Below are 17,547 nucleotides of genomic sequence, written 5' to 3' on the forward strand. Positions count from 1 at the left end.
TATGCTACCTGCTCTCGATAACGTAGGTCAGCAAAAGCTGAGGGCAGGGTATACTTATACTGTCAAAGTTTAAATGTGGAGTGCGTAGGTAAAGATATTGAGTTTGTTTATTGTCCATAAGTGATTGGGGGGCATAAGGCTAAAAATTATAGTGGATGTGGTTGGTATAATTAGTGTGGGTGTGCGTAAATCCGGTGCGGGTTTTGATATTGTTGAAATCTATTTGATAGATTTTATTGAGTGCGTTGAAATTGAGAGGATTTGTTAAGTGAAAATAAAAGTTGACTTGTCTCCTTTTTGTGTTAGGGCTAGAAACTTTCTTTCAAAAGGCCAAGTAGATGATGCCATTGATTTGTTTGGTGATGTTATTAAAGTTGACCCAGAATTCAGTCTGGCATATGCAGACAGGGGTGTTACATATGCAATGATAGAGAAATATGATTTGGCGTTAAAAGATTTGGAAAAGGCCTTTTCTATGGGATATGAAGACGCTTCTGCATATAGTGCCATGGCAACAATTTTGTATCAGCTTAAGGATTATGAGAGCTCTTTGAAGTACTTTGACTTGTCGATTAAAAAGGATCCTGCATACCCAATTTCTTTTTATAATAGATCTAATGTTTTTTTTGAAATGGGAGATATGAGTTCTGCTGTCGCAGATTTGGAGGCGTGTTTGAGGTTTAATCCTGATGAGAAAATGAAAGCAATAATCTACGATAGGTTGAATCTAATAAAAGGAAAAATAGAATGACTTTTAACTGTGGGGTGAGAGTGGTCAATTGTGTTGGTTCTCGCATATTGAATCTTCCGGCTATTATTAATCTGGCATCAATATAGGTATTTTATGTTGCATGTTTGATGCTTGGATGACTAAAGTATTTTTGCGCCTTTGCAGTTTTCTTTTGCAACATACTCATATGTGTATCGAGTTTTCTTTTTGGGAGGGCGTTCAAAACTCGGTGTCAACCAGGTCACAAATCGATGTGAGCGTCCAGCCGTTCCTCAAAGTGAACCGACAACTGCGAGTGCGCCTGGGCTGCCCCGTAGACTCCAATTCTGCACTGGAAGCGTCCACCGTTATGTGGCGTTCAACATACCCGCATGACGAAACCGCCTTTGGTTTTGGTTAGCTTGCCAATGTACCGCCTCTACTGCATTGGTTGCGTAAATGGCGGCTCGTACATAATCAGAATTCTTGAAGCACGTCGAGAGGGGCTATCACTTGCCGCGCTAGGACTTGATCACTATTGGGTACTTCTCTCCTGTTTCTCAATTTTGTAGAGCCCCCTAATCAGAATAAGCACTCAAATACTTGTCATAACTCCCGTCCGACATCATCTCTTTCAGCGCAGCGTCGAATTTGTCCCGTAGGCCGGCGAGGTCTTTCTTTTTTGAGAAGGCGATGTAGCTGGGGACGCTTTGGATGGAGGGGGTGAGTTCTTTGAACTGGCCGGCGAAGCCGAGGTTTTTGAACATCGCCAGGGCGGTGTATTTGTTGCTGATGAGCAGGTCGATGCGTCCGGATTCGAGTTTTTTAACGCTCTGTTCCAGGTTGGTGGTTTCGGAGATTTGTTTGAACATGCCATTTTTACGGGCTTCGTCGAAGGTGCTGCCGTAGCTGATGTCGCGCACCACGCCGATTTTTACGTTGGCGAGGGCGGTCAGGTCGCCGTTGAAGCTGATGTTGCTGTCTTTTTTGGCGAACAGGACGATTTCCTGTGGCATTAATATGACGTTGGAGTAATACAGGAATTCTTCACGCTCGGGAGTTTTGTACGCAGTGAAAATGGCGTCGGCCTGTCCACTTCTCACCATTTCCAATGAACGGGGCCAGGCGTTCAGGCGGATGTTGGTATCCATGCCCACACGACGGAAGGCCTCATTGACGATGTTCACTACCAAACCTTGTACTTCATCTTCTTCCTGATACTGGTAAGGAGGGTATTGCAGGGTGACGAGTTCTACAGTCTCTGCTTTAACTATGCCTGACATCATGACGAGGCCGATTAACGCCAAATAAAGTTTTTTCATAGCCGGTCCATGTTGAAAAGTAGCGAGTTGTTTTCTTTGCTGTAAGTATAGAAATAGATAGCTTAAGGCGACGGGATTATCCAATGGCGGTTCAAATTCCGTGCTGGGACGGTTAACTTTTTCGATATTGTCTGCTATTTGACCTGTTTTACGGCTTTGGATATCCACACAACCTGTGGATATCTCTTTGGAAAACGCTGGCTTCCCTTTATTCCGTAGGGCTTCCGGGAATTTTTACAATTTATGATCAGTGTTATTTTTATACAGGCGCGCCACGTCTGACGCTTGTTATTGGGTTGTTGGGAAGGAATTGCTAAAGACACAACCGTATTTGTGTCAGGCGCTCATTTTTTGGGCTTCAATGGCGCTTTCAAGAGGGAGAAAGCATGCTCGATTTTTATAACCCTGAGTTTTTAACCGCGCTGCCGTTACTTATTGTGCTGCTGGTGACTCCCGCTTCTTTGGCGAAATATAAAGAGCCTGAGCCATTGGTCTCGCGTCGGTTGTCGCTATTTTATAATCTGCTGGGAGCCGTCGGCGTAGCGATATATTTTGTGAGTGAGTTTATAGAGCCGTTTCAGGCGCCTTTTGCGCATATGGACGCGACCTCGTTCTTTGCCGGGCTATGGTTGATATCGTATGCGCGAGTGGGACGACGCATGAGAGTCGTCAGCCTTGACGATGTTTTGGAGGAACGTTAGCGGGACGAGGCAATCCCTCTATCGCGTCGCCAGCAACCTATTTGCCCATGTATCAGAACCTTGCCATCATGACTTTGAAATACGTTTCCACAGAGGAGAAAGAGAATGACGCTGAAAGAAAAAGCGACCCAGCATATTCTGGAGATCTACCGCGATAACTATGATGACGATAAGTCCGACGAGGAGATTCTGGCCTTTGATCCGAATGAATATGAAGTGGACCCGGAAAACTTCTATGAAGACGTGCTGTACTCTTTTTTCGGTATGGGAACGGATGTTGATATTCAGGGCGGCACGGTTCAGGAGTTGATCGATCAGGTGGCTGCGAAGTGGGACGGCTCCGATATTGATCGAGACTGGATGGAAAACGCCATGCCGGATGATTTTTAAGGCCAGGCTCGCAACAGGTCGCCCGATGCTTATCAGTGTGGGCGACTATTTTTTCAATTAAGCGGCGGCGCATCTCCAAGCTCATTGCCGCCTCTTCGCCGACCGTCTAAGCTTATCTTTACAGACCAATGCTTCTCTGAATGAAGGAGTCTTATGGCGGTATTCCTAAGGTGGTTCAGGGGATTGGCGGTGGTTATCCTGCTATCGTTCGCGATGGGGACGGGGGCGAAACCGCTAATCGTGGTAGGGACGCCTGAACTACGTTATCGAATGGAGATAAATGGCGTTTTCACGGGCATCGATGTTGAGATCGTCAGGGCTATTCTCAATGACTTGTCGATTGAGCATGAATTCCAACTGATAGAGTCTGGCGCCCGAATAATTCGCGAAGCCCATCAGGGCCGAGTGGATATGGTGATGAGCTTTTCTTTCAAAGAAGAGCGCGCCGAATATTTGAACTATCCTCAGGCAGCTTACAAAGACCTGAGCTGGCACTTCTTTGTTCTCAAGGACAATCAGCCCTATATCACTTTCAATACGCTGGAGGACCTTAAAAACCTGCGTATTGGCGCGGTGAACGAGTGGGCGTATACGCCGGAATTCTGGAACTCTGATTTGAATATCGTCAAGGTGAGTCGCCATACCCTGCTGGTGGAGATGCTGCTGAACCGGCGCATAGAAGCCGCGCCGATGAACACCCAGGAGGCGCTTTACGATTTGCGCCAGAGAGGCCTGGATAAGCTCATCACCTATTTGCCCAAGCCCCTGGTCAGCCGCCCTTACTACAACGTATTCGTGAAGGCTTCCGTGCATCCGGAGATGGCGCGACTGCAAGCCGGCTATGACCAGTCGCTCAAGAAACTGGAGGCGTCCGGCTTTGTGGCGGATGTCTTCAAACGTTTCCTGGGACAATTCCCCCTGGAGTGACCTCGCTGCGCAAGCCTTTATCTTTGCGGAATGTCTTCCTGGGGCTCGTTGATGTTGAAATGCTTGTAGTAGTAAGTGGCCCACTTGCGGAACAGACTGTCCTCAGGATAGTCGTTCGACACCATCTGTCGCTCAATAAATTGCTGCATGGCGCTGATATCGGCGTTGTTCAGAGCCATGCCATACCAGCGATGTAGCTCAACTGCTTTTTTGGCGATGGACATTTGGTTATGTCTCCCCGCTGCTTCGATGATTTTTCCTGACATGATGTAAAGAGAAGCGCTAAGCCGAGTGCGTTCCTCTGAAGGGGTAAATGCGGCGAACTGCTCCGTGTTGGCGACCGTTATTTTAGAAATGAAATTTTTTATCAAAACGAAGGTTCCCCATAGAAAACGTCGGAGTTTCTGGGTAAATCCGTGTACGAGCAGAAAAAGGGTGTCTAAATAGAGTACGGCGGATAAGGGCGTAAGCGTATTCGTAGGGTTACCGAAAATGTGTGTTCATTCTAAGTAATATTACGTAACACTCTCGCTGACCATGTTCCCATTCACCAGCGGACTAAAGTTCTTCCTGTGCAATGTCGGCGTGATGCCGAATTCTTTGCGGAAGTGGTGACGCATGGTGGTGGCGTTGTCAAAGCCGGAGAGGGCGGCGACTTTCTCGATGCTGTAGTTTTGATTTTCCAGAATCTCTTTGGCCAGATTCAGGCGTTGATGGGTCAGCCACTCCTTCGGCGTGATATTAAAGTCGGCGCGGAACTTCCGGTCGAAAGTGCGGCGGGACATGCTGGCTTTCTGGGCGAACAGATTGATGTCGATGGATTTATCCAGATTGCGTAGCGCCCAGTCAATGGCGTTGTGGAACTGACTGTTGTTTTCCGGCACGGGCGTTTCCGCGAACTGCGCCTGGCCGCCTTTGCGGTGGGCGGACAATACCATGCCCCGCGCCATGCGGTTGGCGACCTTATAACCGTAATCATCGCGAATCACTTCCAGACAGAGGTCTATCGCAGCGGAACTGCCCGCCGAACAGCCGATCACGCCATCGTATACATACAGCACGTCATCCACATAGTCGACACCGGGATAGCGGCTTTTGAACTTGTCGCCGTAGCGCCAATGGGTGGTCGCCTGTCGCCCTTCGAACAGTCCTAGTTCCGCCAGCAGAAAAGCCCCGGAGCAGAGAGACAGCACACGTTTGCCCTGTTCGTAGAAACGTGTGACGGCGTTGGCGATGGGGGCGGGAATGTCAGTGAGCTGGGTAGGCCAACTGGGGATGACCAGGGTGCTGAAGGCATCGAGATTCTCCACCTGACGGGCGCAGATCTGAAATCCTGAGGTAGTCGTCAGCGGTCCGGGAGTGAACGAGACGAGATCGCACTGATACCAGTCTTCGATGCCCGAACGGGGCAGTGCGAACAGCTCCACCGCGCAGCCCAACTCAAAAAACGCCACGTCTTCAAACGCCAGAATGGCCACGTTATGCATCGACGATCTCCTATTCGTCTCTTTAATAGAGGTTGGCTTGATATTAACGAACAATGTCTTTCAAGCCAATGGCGGATTGACATTGGAAAACCAATAATGATCACGCACTAACCCAAAGGAGAATCTTATGTCATCTGTTGTATCCAGAATTCCCGCCGCAGACAGCCAAACCGCCTTGGCGCATTTTCAGGCGTTGTTGCAGTTTGAAACCGACTGCTGGGACGTTCATCACGCCATCAGCAACAAGCGTCAGGATTTTGTACTGTTGGACGTGAGAGGCGATGAAGCCTATCGCAAAGGCCATATCGCCGGCTCCATCAGCCTGCCCTATACGCGTCTGAACGAGCAGAATCTGGCTGCCTATCCTGCCGATACCTTATTTGTGGTGTATTGCGCCGGTCCGCACTGTAATGCGACGGAGAAGGCGGCGATCAAGCTTGCGAGTCTGCAACGTCCGGTCAAAAAAATGATCGGCGGCGTGACAGGGTGGATTGATGAGGGCTTCACTTTGGAGACGGATGCGGATGCCTAGCGATAATCCCTGCGTCATCCGCCCGGCGCGCCTGGAGGACGGACCGCGCCTGCTGAGCATGATGCGGCAACTGGCCGAGTTTGAAGGCTATGCTGAGGACTTCGCCGTCACCCTGGAGGAACTGGAGCGGCGTTTATTCGTCAATCGCGATTTCGGCGTCTATGTGGCGGAGTCTGATGGACTAGCGGTAGGCATGCTGGTGTATTACAGCTTGCCGTTCACCTATGACCTGACGCCTTGGATTTACGTCAAGGAGCTGTTTATTGAGCAACAGTATCGCTACCTGGGGCTTGGCGGAAAACTGATGGCGGCGCTGGCGCGGGAGTGTCTGCGTGAAGGGGGGCGCAAGATTCGCTGGGATGTCCTAACCACGAACGAGCCGGCGGCGATGTTCTATCGCTCCCAGGGCGCGAAGTGCGAGGATAACTGGCGCATATTCAGCCTCAATGCGTCGGATATTTCCAAACTGGCCGGTTATGCATGAAGGTAGTTGCGTGGCGAGCATGTCGCCATATGAGTTCTCATGCGCATGGATGCGCTTTAACTCTGACTCGGTCGCAATGCTTCATCTATATTAGCTGTGGCGGCTTTGGTAACAGTAGTTGTAATCGCTTTATTAACTGAGTAACTGTAGCCGCACCGGTTAATCCTGCTCCAAACTCAATCCTTCCGCGCGTAGTATTTCCTCCAATTCCCGATAGCCCTCCAGCTCCATCAGCAATCGCGTCTTTTCCGACTTGGCGATTTCCATCCAGTGGCGATCTTCCACGGCGCCGACCATGGCGTATAAAAAGTTAAGACTGGGTTTGGCGGCGCTGGCTTGCTTCAACTTCAGAAACGTTCTGACCGGACCGATTTCCCTGAGCTTTTCCGGCGTATCGACGCCGATGGCGATGAGGTCTTTTTCTGACTTGGGTCCAAGCCCTTTAAGGTCTCTGAGGCGCATAATAATGATGTCTCTGAACAATGAGGCGGGACGCCCGGCGGAGTCATACTATCACCTTTTCGCCCGAACCCAGGAATAGGGCTATATTTGAATCGTTGACTAAAGAAACGCTGCCGCAGCGCGGTTTATAAATGAGGCCAGTTCATGGAGATAGCCGTTCATCTGCCGGATGTAACGCTGCTTGATATGTTACGCGTACGCTCTATCTATCCCATCGCCGCGATTGGGCAAACAGTGCAAAAAGGGCAGGTGATCTGCAGATTGAATCTGGCGGGCGGCGAAATCGATCTGGTGAGCCCGGAAAGCGGGCGGCTGGAATATTTGGATGTCTACGCGCTGGAAAAGGTCAAACCTGAGCGTCCGCTGTTATTTCGCGTCGGCTCCATTCAGCAGAACCGGGTGAACACGGAGGCCATCGCCAGAGATATCTGGCAGAGCCTGCTCAAACTGTTTGACCAGCGCACGCAAACCATCAAAGAGGATATCAAGCGGGACAAAACCGCGCGCTGGGCGCTGCCTTTGTGCTTTTTCGCGTTCTTTCTGGTGGCTTGGGCTCTGGCGGAATCCGTGCAGCATTTTTCCGGCGACACCGCCGCCTACAAAATCGCGTTGATCTTTCCTGCGGTTTCCTCGGTCGGTGTGCTAATTTCGTTGGTGGCCCCGATTTTTCTTCGCAAACAAATACGCGACAGCGAAGGGCGTCTGGCCCGGCTGATGCAGCTCGACATTATTCGCCGTTGCCGGGATACAATCGCCATTCTGCAATAGAGCGCGCGCAGTGGAAGTAAAAAGCGCTTTTCTTTAACGCTGTATTTATATACAGTATTCTGTATGAGAAAGAGTAAACCCATCAGAGCTGAGCTGGAAGAGTGGCGTTGTAAGAAGTGCTGGCTGGGCGTATTGCGGGCCACTGACGATCACCCGGAGTTGCGGGACTATCTGACCCAGATGCCCGAGTCCATTTACCATGTGCGTTGGCCTCACGCCTGTTCCCATTGCGGTTATGTCTACGACTGGTCCGACAGTTGCCCGGTGATTTTATACGGCGGACAACGCTGGGTGCTGGAGAAGGCGGTTAACAAAAAGCTGTTCGCCTTGCTGGAGCACCTGAAGCGCGCCAAGGACCTGGAGAATATGCCGAGTGGAAATCTGTGGTGACTTGTTGCGGCTGATCGTCTACATTCCACCCCCTTGCGGCCCATACTGGGTCGTCTAAAGGAGGTTGCATTTTTACCATTCAATTAGTGGCGTACAGTCTGGATCTGTTTTACGCCTGGAAACGCCAGTTTGATGGGCTGGCGAATGTAGAAGTCATCGACGGCGATATTCTGAAACAGGTCGCCGACGCTATCGTGAGTCCCGCCAACAGCTTCGGTTACATGGACGGCGGTCTGGATCTCAAATACAGCCTGCACTTTGGCTGGGAACTGGAAGCGAAAGTACGTCAGACGCTGGAGTCTGAATATTTTGGTGAGATCCCCGTTGGACAGGCGATTGTTGTTGAAACCGATCATAAAAGCATTCCTTTTCTCATTTCCGCTCCCACCATGCGCGTTCCTATGGACGTTTCGCAAACCGCTAATGCGTATCTGGCTTTCAAGGCGGTGCTGCAAGCGGTGATTCGTCACAATCAAATGAACGCACCGGGCGGCCGTCAGATTCGCTCTCTCTTATGTCCCGGTCTGGGAACCGGCGAAGGACGCATGCCGGCGCATCGCTGCGCGGCGCAAATGCGTCGAGCGTATGAGGTGTGCGTGAAAGAGCGATATGAAACTCAGGGCGGGCTTGCGGCGGCGGTGAAAGATCACATGGCGCTGTTGGAGTAGGCGCTTTACCGGACGCTCTGAAAATGACGGCGACATGATGAATTTTTAATGGCGGGTTTGATGGCGTCCAGGCGCTTGGGCTTGTATTGTGCAGTGAGCTTATATTCAGCCATATCAAGGAGTTGTAACGTGGATAACCGCAATACCCAGTTCATAAGCGATCCCATTGCGTTTCTGAACAACAATACGATCAATCATCGCTGGTTCGATGAGCATATCCAAAGGCGCAATAACAATCCGCAGGGCGTATCCATGGCTGAAAGGGCCGCAGTGGATCTGTTGCCGTACACGAAAATGGGAAGTTTCGATTTACAGCCCGCCGCGACGCCAGTGGGCGGCCGACGTCAATCCAGATTTGCGGTGATCCACGACCACCCTGCGAATGACAGCGCGTTGACCGGCTACTGGTGTCCCTATGTCAACGGCGCGGGGCTGCCGGGATTTGTCGATGTGCCAAGGCATAATCCCCAGCATCGATTCGTGTTTACCGCAGCGATGAACGGTTGCGCCTTCTTCATTACCGAATCGCCTCTTGGCGGCGCTTACTTTCGCGTCTATCACCACCAGCATCCCGGCAATGTCGGAGTCAATAACCTGATCAGCGCCGTGACGCCCAACGTCATTTCGGTCTTTGATTTCAGTCAGTATGGCAATGACAATCTGCCTGGCCTTAATCTTCCTGTGGCGTTTAACTTTCTGTATTACCGCAACAGTGGTTGGGTGGTCGTCAGCCACGCCACCGCCATGGACGCCCATACTGGCGTCGTACGTTTTGATCCCGCCAAGCCGACGTTGGTGGCGGACACCTTCGTATAAATGAAGATAATCGTTCTCCCGTAGACGCCCGTTCTGCGGGAGGGCTTTAATGCTTTGATGGAAGTGGCATTTTTTCTTACTGGGACGTTATAAAAGATTGCGCTCAGCGCGGGATTTGATAGTGATTAATCGACTAAAAATCAGTTGATCTCCATCAAGATTCAACCTGCCTTCAGCACCCCAGAACACCTCGCAGCGTTACACTGTGTCTGAGTCGACGCCCGCATTTGACGGCGCGTTGGCGACGCATTTATCCATGGAGAGAAAAGCGAGGAGGTCGATATGAACCTGAAGAAATGGTCTCCCTGGAACTGGCTGCACCAGGAAGGTAAAACAGCGAGCGAAGTCCCTGTCAGTTCACGTCAATCCAGTAACTATCCCATGGCGAGGTTCCGCCAGGAAATGGATCGCCTTTTCGATGACATGCTGCACTCCTTTAAATATCCCGAACTGCCGGAATTCGGCCTGGGCAGGGAGTGGGCGGGCTTGCTGAAGCCTAATCTGGATATTTCCGAAGGCAAGGAATCCTACAGCATCAGCGTCGAGCTGCCGGGCGTCTCCAAAGAGGACGTAAAAGTCAGTCTGGACGGCCAACGGCTGACAATCAGCGGCGAAAAGAAGCATGAATCGGAAGAAAAAAGAGAGGATTATCACTGCGTGGAGCGTAGCTACGGCAGCTTTATGCGTATCCTCACTTTGCCGGACAACGCTGACGGCGAGCGTTTGTATGCGAACTTCAAGAACGGCGTATTAACGTTGAAAGTGCCCAAGGCCGGCGAAGTCACGGTGAAAGGCAGAGAAGTGGAAATCAAAGGCGACTAGAGCACCTCTGAACAACATTGGCGACACCGCAGATAGTTTTTCAGCGGTTCCCTGGCGCACTCTCGCCAGCGGTCCCACTCGGGGCGTTACGACGCCCCGGTTTGCAGGCATTCGTCTATCTGCGCCTTGTGCAGCGTCTCTGAGCGCTCCAGCAATGACACCAGTTTGTCCAGCCTTTCCCGGTGCGTGCGAATCAGCTCGGCGGCGATGGTTTCCGAGGACACCAGCAGCTCGCGCACGGCCTTGTCGATGATTTCCGCTGAGAACTCGCTGTGGTGGTGCGGCTGGGCCATTTCGCGACCGAGGAAAGGATGTTCTTCGCTGTCGCGCAGATCCACTGGCCCCACCTCTTTCGACATGCCCCAACGACTGACCATGGCGCGGGCGAGCCCCGTCGCCTGATGAATATCGTCGTCAGCGCCGGTGCTGACGCTGCCCAGCAACTCACGCTCGGCGATGCGCCCCGCCAGCATCACAGCGAGCTTGTCGCGCAGATACTCTTCCGGGTAAGTATGTCGTTCCTGCAAGGGCATTTGATGGGTGCCGCCCAAACTGCGTCCGTGGGGGACAATGGAGACTTTGTACAGCGGATCGGTATTGGGCAGGTAATAGGCGACCAAGGTGTGCCCGGACTCATGTACGGCGAGACGATGTTTCTCATCCGGCGGAATGATCAGAGTGCGCTCCGCGCCCATAATAATTTTATCCCGGGCGATGTCGAAATCCAGACTGTGTACGTGGTCCCGATTTTCCCGTGCGGCCTGAATGGCGGCTTCGTTGATCAGGTTTTTCAGGTCTGCGCCGGAGAACCCAGGCGTCCCCGCTGCGATCTGGGGGAGATTGACGTCGTCCGCCAGAGGAATGCGTTTGGCGTGAACCTTGAGAATCGCGACGCGGCCTTCCTGATCCGGCAAATCCAGGGTGACGTGACGGTCAAAGCGACCGGGGCGCATCAGCGCCGGGTCCAGTACGTCCGGGCGATTGGTGGCGGCCAATACGATGACGGCGTCGTGCCCGGCGAAACCGTCCATCTCCGCGAGAATCTGGTTCAGGGTCTGCTCCCTTTCATCATGGCCGCCGCCATAGCCTGCGCCCCGGGTGCGGCCGACGCTGTCGAGCTCATCAATGAAAATGATGCTGGGGGCGGTCTCTTTGGCGGTTTTGAATAACTGGCGCACCCGCGACGCGCCGACGCCGACGAAGACTTCAATAAATTCAGAGGCGGACATGGGATAGAAATTGACGCCGGCTTCTCCGGCCAGGGCTCTGGCCAGCAGCGTCTTACCGGTGCCGGGCGGACCCATCAACAAGACGCCTCGTGGGGCCAAAGCGCCGACGCGGTGGAAGCGGTCCGGATCGCGCAGGTATTCCACCAGTTCCTGTACTTCCCGTTTGGCGTTAGTTTGTCCGGCGACCTCATCGAACGTGGTGTCCGGCTTCTGGCAGACAAACTGGGTCTCCAGCCGCTTGTCGAAATCGAAGGCGCCGCCCCGGCCGGAGAAGTTGCGGAGCGTGCGTCGGGAGAGCCAGAACAGGATGATCATGAACATGATCCAGGGCAGGTAGGACAGCAAAATCACCTTGGAGCTGCTGGCGTCATGGCCCTCTTTCACCTCGAGTGGAATATTCTGCTCCTCCAGCTCCGCCAATATGGCCTCATTGCCGAAATCCGGCAGTTGGGTCAGAAAGCGGGAGTATTGCCGCCGCTGCTCTGGAAACATGCGTGGAGTGATGAATTTGCCGTCAAGTTCGCTGCCGCGGAGGGTGACGCTGCCGATTTGCCCCTCCCGCAACAGCATCTTGAATTCGCTGTAGGGTAGTTTAACGGCGGGCTCCGGACGGTCTCGCATGGAGGGCAGGTAGTAAAGCATCAAGGCGACCGCCAAGGTCCATACAACCCAGTTCAAAGGCAGCTTCTGTGGTGGTTGAGGATCAGTATTGCTCATGTGCTGTCCATTAACTCACTGATTCAGTACTCATCATTATCGATAGAGGTTTGCGCCGCGTTGACGCAGCGCAGCTTGTCGCCACTCAGATCCGGCGCGACAGCCGCTGTTTGATCAGACTTCAGAAAACGCGACTTCCCCTCACTTTGAATATAGCAGTGCGGAGGAGTTTTCGGCGTTAGCGACGCGCATAAAGTTGAGGCCGGAAGAATGAGATGAATGAGTTGAGGCGGATGACGCGAGTCATTATGATCTGGCGGCTGAAAGATCATGTTGCCGTCCGATAGGGCGACGAGCGGAAGAGAGCGGTATGTCGAAGAAGTTCAAGTTTGTCATGGTGGGCGTATCGCTGGCGGCGACATTGGCCCTGACCTGTTTTTATAAGTTTGGGCGCTCGATCTGGGTTCCTCTGTACCTGGATTTGAAAGGAAGACGCACGCTGGATGACGTGGTGCGCAATATCGGCCCAGTGGTGGAGCCTGGTTTGCAGGCCGCATTCGCCAAGGCGGGCGTGGCGTATCCGCCGCAACGCATAACCCTGCTGGCGTTTAAAGAGGAGAAGCGATTGGAGTTATGGGCGGAGCAGGATGGCGCCCAGGTTCTGGTCAGCGCCTATCCCATTCAGGCCGCCAGCGGCGTCGCCGGTCCCAAGTTACGCGAAGGCGACCGACAGGTGCCGGAGGGCTTTTATCGGATCGAAGGCTTCAATCCCAACAGCAGTTTCCACCTCTCCATGAAGCTGAACTATCCCAATCCGTTTGATCTTGAACACGCCAGGGCGGAAGGGCGTTCGTCGCCGGGCGGGGATATTTTCATTCATGGCAAGGCGTCATCCGTGGGATGTCTGGCGATGGGCGACCCGGCGGTGGAGGATTTGTTTATCCTGGCTAATCGAGTGGGGGCGAGCAATATTGATGTGATCATCGCGCCACAGGACTTCCGTCTGCGCGCCCTGGAGGCGCCGCCTCAGAACGCGCCGGTGTGGTTGCCGGGGCTGTACCAGGATATCCAGCAGGCGCTGCGACCTTTCGCCGTCAACGACGTCAAATCCAGTTAAGCTAAGGTTCCGATGTTACATGGAGCGTCGCCAGACGCTTCAGTAAGGCGGGTCCGGCTCCGCGTAGGAAACGATGGTTTCGGGGCAGACCAGCCATAGAAACCACTCGGCCATATCCACTTTCTTGTCCACGAAAGAACCGAAACTCAGGCCCAGGCAACGAAACGCCTGTTCAAGTTCAAGAGGGGAAAAATCGCGGTCGACGACTATTTTACGTTCGCATCTACCGTGAGCTTTGGCCTCCCTGACCATCTCCCAGATCATCCATGAGTTTTCGAAACTGTCGATTACCGCCTTGGCTTTGGCGGGTTTTAGTTTGCTTATCGCGTCCTTCATATTTGCGCACCTATACACCCTTATCTCTAGTCTTGGTCAAATAGTGAGGTTTCGCCAGTTTTCCAGGGGAGTTTTTTGTTACATCAGATTGGCGACCAGGCGCTTTGTTATCGGCCTGTTGCGGTTTTGCGGTCAGGTGTTTCTTTGTGCAGAGGGAGCGATGATCAGGTAACCAGCGGGTAACGTTCAGAGCGTCGCGGAGGTCTGGCGCAAGGGGGCGAACAGACCTCCGGACAGGATGAGGAATCAGGAATCCCGGGTCAGTTCCGGCCAGGCCGCCCGCAGATAAACGAACATGGACCAGAGCGTGAGCAGGGCGGCGATATAGAGCAACGCCAAGCCAGCCCAGGCTTCTTTCATTCCCGGCGGAAATGCGAGCAGGGCGGTGATGGCGAGCATCTGACAGCTGGTTTTGACTTTGCCGATGAAGTTCACGGCGATACTGGCGCGTTTGCCCATTTCCGCCATCCATTCCCGTAAGGCGGAAATGACGATTTCCCGTCCAATGATGACAATGGCGGGAGCGGTAAGGGCCAGGTTGTGATGAGCCTCCACCAGCATGGCCAGCGCCACCGCCACGATGACTTTGTCCGCCACCGGGTCGAGAAACGCGCCGAAGGGCGTCATCTGGTTCCAGCGTCGGGCCAGATAGCCGTCCAGCCAGTCCGTCGCCGCCGCCAGGGCGAAAATCGCCGCCGCCACCACGTAATTGCCCTGAAAGGGAAGGTAATAAATCACGACAATGACGGGGATCAGGACAAGTCTGCCCAAGGTCAGGATGTTGGGGAAATTGAGAAAAACCGACTTTTTTGAGCGTTTATTCATGGAAGGCTGCATAAATTGTTTGAGCTATCACTTCACTAATGCCAGGCACGCGCTTGATTTCCTCGAGGCTGGCTCGTTCTATATTGCGCACGCTGCCGAAATAGTTGAGCAGGTCCCGTCTGCGTTTGGGACCAATGCCGGGCACGGCGTCCAAAACCGATTGCGTTCGCTTTTTATTGCGCTGGTTCCGGTGTCCAGTGATCGCAAACCGGTGAGCCTCATCCCTGATCTGCTGAATCAGATGCAGGGCGGTGGAGTCGCCCGACAGATTCAGGATCGAATTATCCGCGGAAATGAACAAGGTTTCCATGCCGGGTTTCCGCGTTACGCCTTTGGCGACGCCAATCAGCGTGACGCCGGTGATTTGCAGCTCGTCAAAGACCTGGTGCGCGATGCCAAGCTGCCCCTTGCCGCCGTCGATCAGAATGATGTCGGGGAGACCGACGTCGCTGTCTTTCAGCTTGCTGTAGCGCCGCGTCAGCGCCTGCTCCATGGCGTGATAATCGTCGCCGGCGGGCACATCCTTGATATTGTAACGGCGGTACAGATCCTTGATCGCCCCTTCCGGTCCGAACACTACGCAGGACGCGACGGTCGCCTCGCCGAAGGTATGGCTGACGTCAAAACATTCCACCCGCTTCACGGAGGCTTCCAGGCTCAGTGCGTCGCAGAATGACTGCCAGCGCTGCAACTGCGCGTCCTGCGACTGCATGCGCGTGCTCAGCGCCTGATTGGCGTTGGTTTGCGCCAGATGCAGCCACTCCGCCCGGTTGCTGCGTACATTGTGCTCGATCCGCACGTTGCGATTGAAGACTTCTTTAAAGGCCTCTTTGAGCGCGTCCTTGTCCGTCAGGGCGACAGAGGTGGTGATTTCCTGAGGCAAACCGTAAATTGCGTGCTCGCCAAAGTAGTACTGATTGAGGAAGGAGGACAACAAATCGCCATCATCGCTTTCCAGTCTCTCCGACAAATAAAAGGACTTGCTGCCGACCACGCGGCCGGCGCGAATAAACAGTCCGTGCACTACCACCAGCTCCAGTGACGAAGAGAGTGCGAAGGCGTCGATGTCGCGCGCCACGCCTTCAATCGCCTGTTGCTCCTGCACCCGACGCAGATAGTCCACCTGATCGCGCAGCACCGCCGCCCGCTCAAAATCCAACTGCATCGAGGCGGCTTCCATCTGCTGGATGGTCTCGTTGATGATTTCCGGGTTACGCCCCTCCAGGAACATGGTGGCGTGGGACATATCCTCCGCATAGCTCTGCGGATCGATCAATCCCACGCAGGGCGCGCTGCAGCGTCCGATCTGATGTTGCAGGCAGGGACGGGAGCGATTGCTGAAAAAACTGTCTTCGCACTGGCGGATGCGGAAAATCTTCTGCAGCAGCGCCAGGCTTTCGCGCACGGCGGCGGCGCTGGTGTAAGGACCGAAAAAGCGGCCCTTGCCGGACTTTTTCTGGCGTACCCGGCGGAAGGTCAACGAAGGGTAGTCCGAGTCGGACGACAGATAGATATAGGGGTAGGATTTATCGTCCCGCAGCAGAATGTTGTAGGGCGGCTTCAGCGTCTTGATCAGGTTCTGTTCAAGCAGCAGGGCTTCAGTTTCGCTGTGGGTGATGGTGATTTCAATGTCGGCGATTTTCTCCACCAGCGCACGGGTCTTGATGCTGACGCCGGTGTTGCGGAAGTAGCTGCTGACGCGGTTTTTCAGATTGCGCGCCTTGCCGACGTACAACACCTCGCCGCGGGCGTCCATCATGCGATAGACGCCGGGATGCGTGGTGAGTTGTTTGAGAAAAGATTTAGCGTCGAAAATGGATTGCGATTCCACCGATCAGAGTTTTCCGTCGGATTGCTGTCAAATGCGCCGTTTTCCGCCTGTGCGGAGCGGCGCCCGGGGCTGGCGACGTTTTATATCGCCAGAGTCCTTAAGTTCAGGTTTTCAGGCTGCCGACCTGATTGGCGTCGAGCATACCATGCCGGATGGCGAGAAGGGTGAGTTCAACATCGCTGTTGATGTTCAGTTTCTCGAAAATACGATAGCGGTAGCTGTTGACCGTTTTCGGGCTCAGGCAGAGTTTGTCGGAAATCTCCTGCACCTTATGGCAATTTACGATCATCATGGCGATCTGCATTTCGCGTTCGGACAGACTTTCGAACACGTCGCCTTCTTCCGCGTCGAACGGACGCAGCGCCATTTTCTGAGCGATGTCCGGGCTGATGTAACGCTGCCCCGCATGCACCACGCGGATGGCTTTGACCATCTCGGTAATATCCGCGCCCTTGGTGATGTAAGCGGAAGCGCCGGCTTTCATGACCCGCGAAGGAAACGGATCGTCTTCACAGGCGGTGACCGCCACCACTTTTACGCTTTCATCAATACGATGAATGCGGCGCATGGCTTCCAGCCCGCCAATACCGGGCATACGAATATCCATGAGAATAATATCGATCGGATGCTGGCGGACAATACTGACCGCTTCCTCGCCCGAGCGGGCTTCCGCGACTACTTCAATACCGTCTTCATCTTTTAACATTCTGGACAAGCCGGCGCGCACCAGCTCGTGGTCATCAACAATTAACACCCTGATCAAAGTATCACCTCGCAGTCTTCCTTGTTGATCCTTGTTCGAGCCGACCGGGCGTAAATTCCCAAAACACTCGCAAATCTCAACAGAGCTAAGGCGCTCATTATAAAAAACGTGTAACTAAAACGATAGACGAAAAAGTCGGCTACCTTTAGACATTATCACGATATGAAATCGCTGTCGGATTAAATTTGCATCCGCCATTTTAAAAGCGCCGTCGACCACTTGTATGGCGATAGATTCCGCATATTCGAATGAATAAATATCATCGATATTTGTTGCAGGTTTTGATCAAAAACACAGCGCCTTCACGTATA

General features: G+C 53.3%; 21 protein-coding genes and 1 pseudogene. 12 read left to right on the forward strand and 10 right to left on the reverse strand.

The genetic code is table 11. From position 1 onward, the window contains the following. Positions 1 to 268: 268 nt before the first annotated feature. The gene (locus ACQYWX_RS12560) at positions 269 to 751 is read left to right on the forward strand and encodes a tetratricopeptide repeat protein (protein WP_431689006.1); all 483 of its coding nucleotides are present in this window, start codon (positions 269 to 271) and stop codon (positions 749 to 751) included. A 220-nt stretch (positions 752 to 971) separates the two neighbouring features. Here the strand turns inward: ACQYWX_RS12560 and ACQYWX_RS12565 are convergent. Both ACQYWX_RS12565 and ACQYWX_RS12570 read right to left on the reverse strand, forming a co-directional pair. Continuing rightward, positions 972 to 1,263 (reverse strand): annotated as a pseudogene (locus ACQYWX_RS12565) (IS256 family transposase); the annotation flags it as partial. 24 nt (positions 1,264 to 1,287) lie between these two features. Further along, the gene (locus ACQYWX_RS12570; RefSeq protein WP_431689007.1) at positions 1,288 to 2,031 is read right to left on the reverse strand and encodes a substrate-binding periplasmic protein; all 744 of its coding nucleotides are present in this window, start codon (positions 2,029 to 2,031) and stop codon (positions 1,288 to 1,290) included. Between the two features lie 386 nt (positions 2,032 to 2,417). Between ACQYWX_RS12570 and ACQYWX_RS12575 the strand changes: the two genes are divergently transcribed. From ACQYWX_RS12575 to ACQYWX_RS12585, 3 genes are all read left to right on the forward strand, one after another. Beyond that, positions 2,418 to 2,732 (forward strand): hypothetical protein, encoded by a 315-nt coding sequence (locus ACQYWX_RS12575; protein ID WP_431689008.1) that lies wholly within the window; start codon positions 2,418 to 2,420, stop codon positions 2,730 to 2,732. 105 nt (positions 2,733 to 2,837) lie between these two features. Next, entirely contained in the window at positions 2,838 to 3,122 is a 285-nt protein-coding gene (locus ACQYWX_RS12580; RefSeq protein WP_216740430.1) for a hypothetical protein, read from the forward strand. Between the two features lie 153 nt (positions 3,123 to 3,275). Then, on the forward strand, positions 3,276 to 4,049 hold the full coding sequence (locus ACQYWX_RS12585; RefSeq protein ID WP_431689009.1) for a substrate-binding periplasmic protein: 774 nt from the start codon (positions 3,276 to 3,278) through the stop codon (positions 4,047 to 4,049). Between the two features lie 17 nt (positions 4,050 to 4,066). Here the strand turns inward: ACQYWX_RS12585 and ACQYWX_RS12590 are convergent, their stop codons facing one another. Next, entirely contained in the window at positions 4,067 to 4,420 is a 354-nt protein-coding gene (locus ACQYWX_RS12590) for a hypothetical protein (protein ID WP_431689010.1), read from the reverse strand. A gap of 144 nt (positions 4,421 to 4,564) precedes the next feature. Further along, entirely contained in the window at positions 4,565 to 5,536 is a 972-nt protein-coding gene (locus ACQYWX_RS12595) for a helix-turn-helix domain-containing protein (protein ID WP_431689011.1), read from the reverse strand. Positions 5,537 to 5,663: 127 nt separating this feature from the next. Here ACQYWX_RS12595 and ACQYWX_RS12600 point away from each other — a divergent pair, with 127 nt between their 5' ends. After that, positions 5,664 to 6,068 carry a rhodanese-like domain-containing protein gene (locus ACQYWX_RS12600; RefSeq protein ID WP_011397836.1) on the forward strand — a complete coding sequence of 135 codons (405 nt, stop codon included), beginning with the start codon at positions 5,664 to 5,666 and terminating at the stop codon, positions 6,066 to 6,068. Then, positions 6,061 to 6,552: an N-acetyltransferase family protein gene (locus tag ACQYWX_RS12605; protein WP_431689012.1), complete on the forward strand. Its 492-nt coding sequence runs from the start codon at positions 6,061 to 6,063 to the stop codon at positions 6,550 to 6,552. The genes ACQYWX_RS12600 and ACQYWX_RS12605 overlap by 8 nt, the downstream gene beginning before the upstream one ends. A gap of 159 nt (positions 6,553 to 6,711) precedes the next feature. Here the strand turns inward: ACQYWX_RS12605 and ACQYWX_RS12610 are convergent, their stop codons facing one another. After that, the gene (locus ACQYWX_RS12610) at positions 6,712 to 7,014 is read right to left on the reverse strand and encodes a TfoX/Sxy family protein (RefSeq protein WP_216740425.1); all 303 of its coding nucleotides are present in this window, start codon (positions 7,012 to 7,014) and stop codon (positions 6,712 to 6,714) included. A 144-nt stretch (positions 7,015 to 7,158) separates the two neighbouring features. Here ACQYWX_RS12610 and ACQYWX_RS12615 point away from each other — a divergent pair, with 144 nt between their 5' ends. The 5 genes from ACQYWX_RS12615 (at position 7,159) to ACQYWX_RS12635 (ending at position 10,478) form a co-directional block, all read left to right on the forward strand. Beyond that, positions 7,159 to 7,782 (forward strand): hypothetical protein, encoded by a 624-nt coding sequence (locus ACQYWX_RS12615; protein WP_216740424.1) that lies wholly within the window; start codon positions 7,159 to 7,161, stop codon positions 7,780 to 7,782. Positions 7,783 to 7,845: 63 nt separating this feature from the next. Continuing rightward, positions 7,846 to 8,172 (forward strand): hypothetical protein, encoded by a 327-nt coding sequence (locus ACQYWX_RS12620; RefSeq protein ID WP_431689013.1) that lies wholly within the window; start codon positions 7,846 to 7,848, stop codon positions 8,170 to 8,172. Between the two features lie 86 nt (positions 8,173 to 8,258). Beyond that, positions 8,259 to 8,840, forward strand: a complete 582-nt coding sequence (locus ACQYWX_RS12625; protein WP_431689014.1) for a macro domain-containing protein — start codon at positions 8,259 to 8,261, stop codon at positions 8,838 to 8,840. A 129-nt stretch (positions 8,841 to 8,969) separates the two neighbouring features. Continuing rightward, positions 8,970 to 9,656, forward strand: a complete 687-nt coding sequence (locus ACQYWX_RS12630; RefSeq protein WP_431689015.1) for a hypothetical protein — start codon at positions 8,970 to 8,972, stop codon at positions 9,654 to 9,656. A 282-nt stretch (positions 9,657 to 9,938) separates the two neighbouring features. Further along, on the forward strand, positions 9,939 to 10,478 hold the full coding sequence (locus ACQYWX_RS12635; RefSeq protein WP_216740420.1) for an Hsp20/alpha crystallin family protein: 540 nt from the start codon (positions 9,939 to 9,941) through the stop codon (positions 10,476 to 10,478). 86 nt (positions 10,479 to 10,564) lie between these two features. Here ACQYWX_RS12635 and ftsH read toward each other — a convergent pair whose 3' ends face one another. After that, positions 10,565 to 12,424 (reverse strand): ATP-dependent zinc metalloprotease FtsH, encoded by a 1,860-nt coding sequence (gene ftsH, locus ACQYWX_RS12640; protein WP_279507055.1) that lies wholly within the window; start codon positions 12,422 to 12,424, stop codon positions 10,565 to 10,567. 310 nt (positions 12,425 to 12,734) lie between these two features. On the opposite strand from ftsH, the gene ACQYWX_RS12645 reads away from it, so the two are divergent. After that, positions 12,735 to 13,481, forward strand: a complete 747-nt coding sequence (locus ACQYWX_RS12645) for a L,D-transpeptidase family protein (protein WP_431689016.1) — start codon at positions 12,735 to 12,737, stop codon at positions 13,479 to 13,481. Positions 13,482 to 13,520: 39 nt separating this feature from the next. On the opposite strand, the gene ACQYWX_RS12650 is transcribed toward ACQYWX_RS12645, so the two are convergent. The 4 genes from ACQYWX_RS12650 to uvrY all read right to left on the reverse strand — a co-directional run bounded on the left by ACQYWX_RS12650 (position 13,521) and on the right by uvrY (position 17,236). Further along, the gene (locus ACQYWX_RS12650) at positions 13,521 to 13,817 is read right to left on the reverse strand and encodes a hypothetical protein (protein WP_011397826.1); all 297 of its coding nucleotides are present in this window, start codon (positions 13,815 to 13,817) and stop codon (positions 13,521 to 13,523) included. Between the two features lie 246 nt (positions 13,818 to 14,063). Further along, entirely contained in the window at positions 14,064 to 14,642 is a 579-nt protein-coding gene (pgsA, locus tag ACQYWX_RS12655) for a CDP-diacylglycerol--glycerol-3-phosphate 3-phosphatidyltransferase (protein WP_279507057.1), read from the reverse strand. After that, positions 14,635 to 16,473, reverse strand: coding sequence for an excinuclease ABC subunit UvrC (gene uvrC / locus ACQYWX_RS12660; protein ID WP_431689017.1), 1,839 nt, complete (start codon positions 16,471 to 16,473; stop codon positions 14,635 to 14,637). Before uvrC ends, pgsA begins: the two co-directional genes overlap by 8 nt. 103 nt (positions 16,474 to 16,576) lie before the next feature. Further along, the gene (uvrY, locus tag ACQYWX_RS12665) at positions 16,577 to 17,236 is read right to left on the reverse strand and encodes a UvrY/SirA/GacA family response regulator transcription factor (protein WP_011397823.1); all 660 of its coding nucleotides are present in this window, start codon (positions 17,234 to 17,236) and stop codon (positions 16,577 to 16,579) included. Between the last annotated feature and the right edge of the window lie 311 nt (positions 17,237 to 17,547).

Source organism: Hahella sp. NBU794 (assembly GCF_050749805.1).
Taxonomy (GTDB): domain Bacteria; phylum Pseudomonadota; class Gammaproteobacteria; order Pseudomonadales; family Oleiphilaceae; genus Hahella.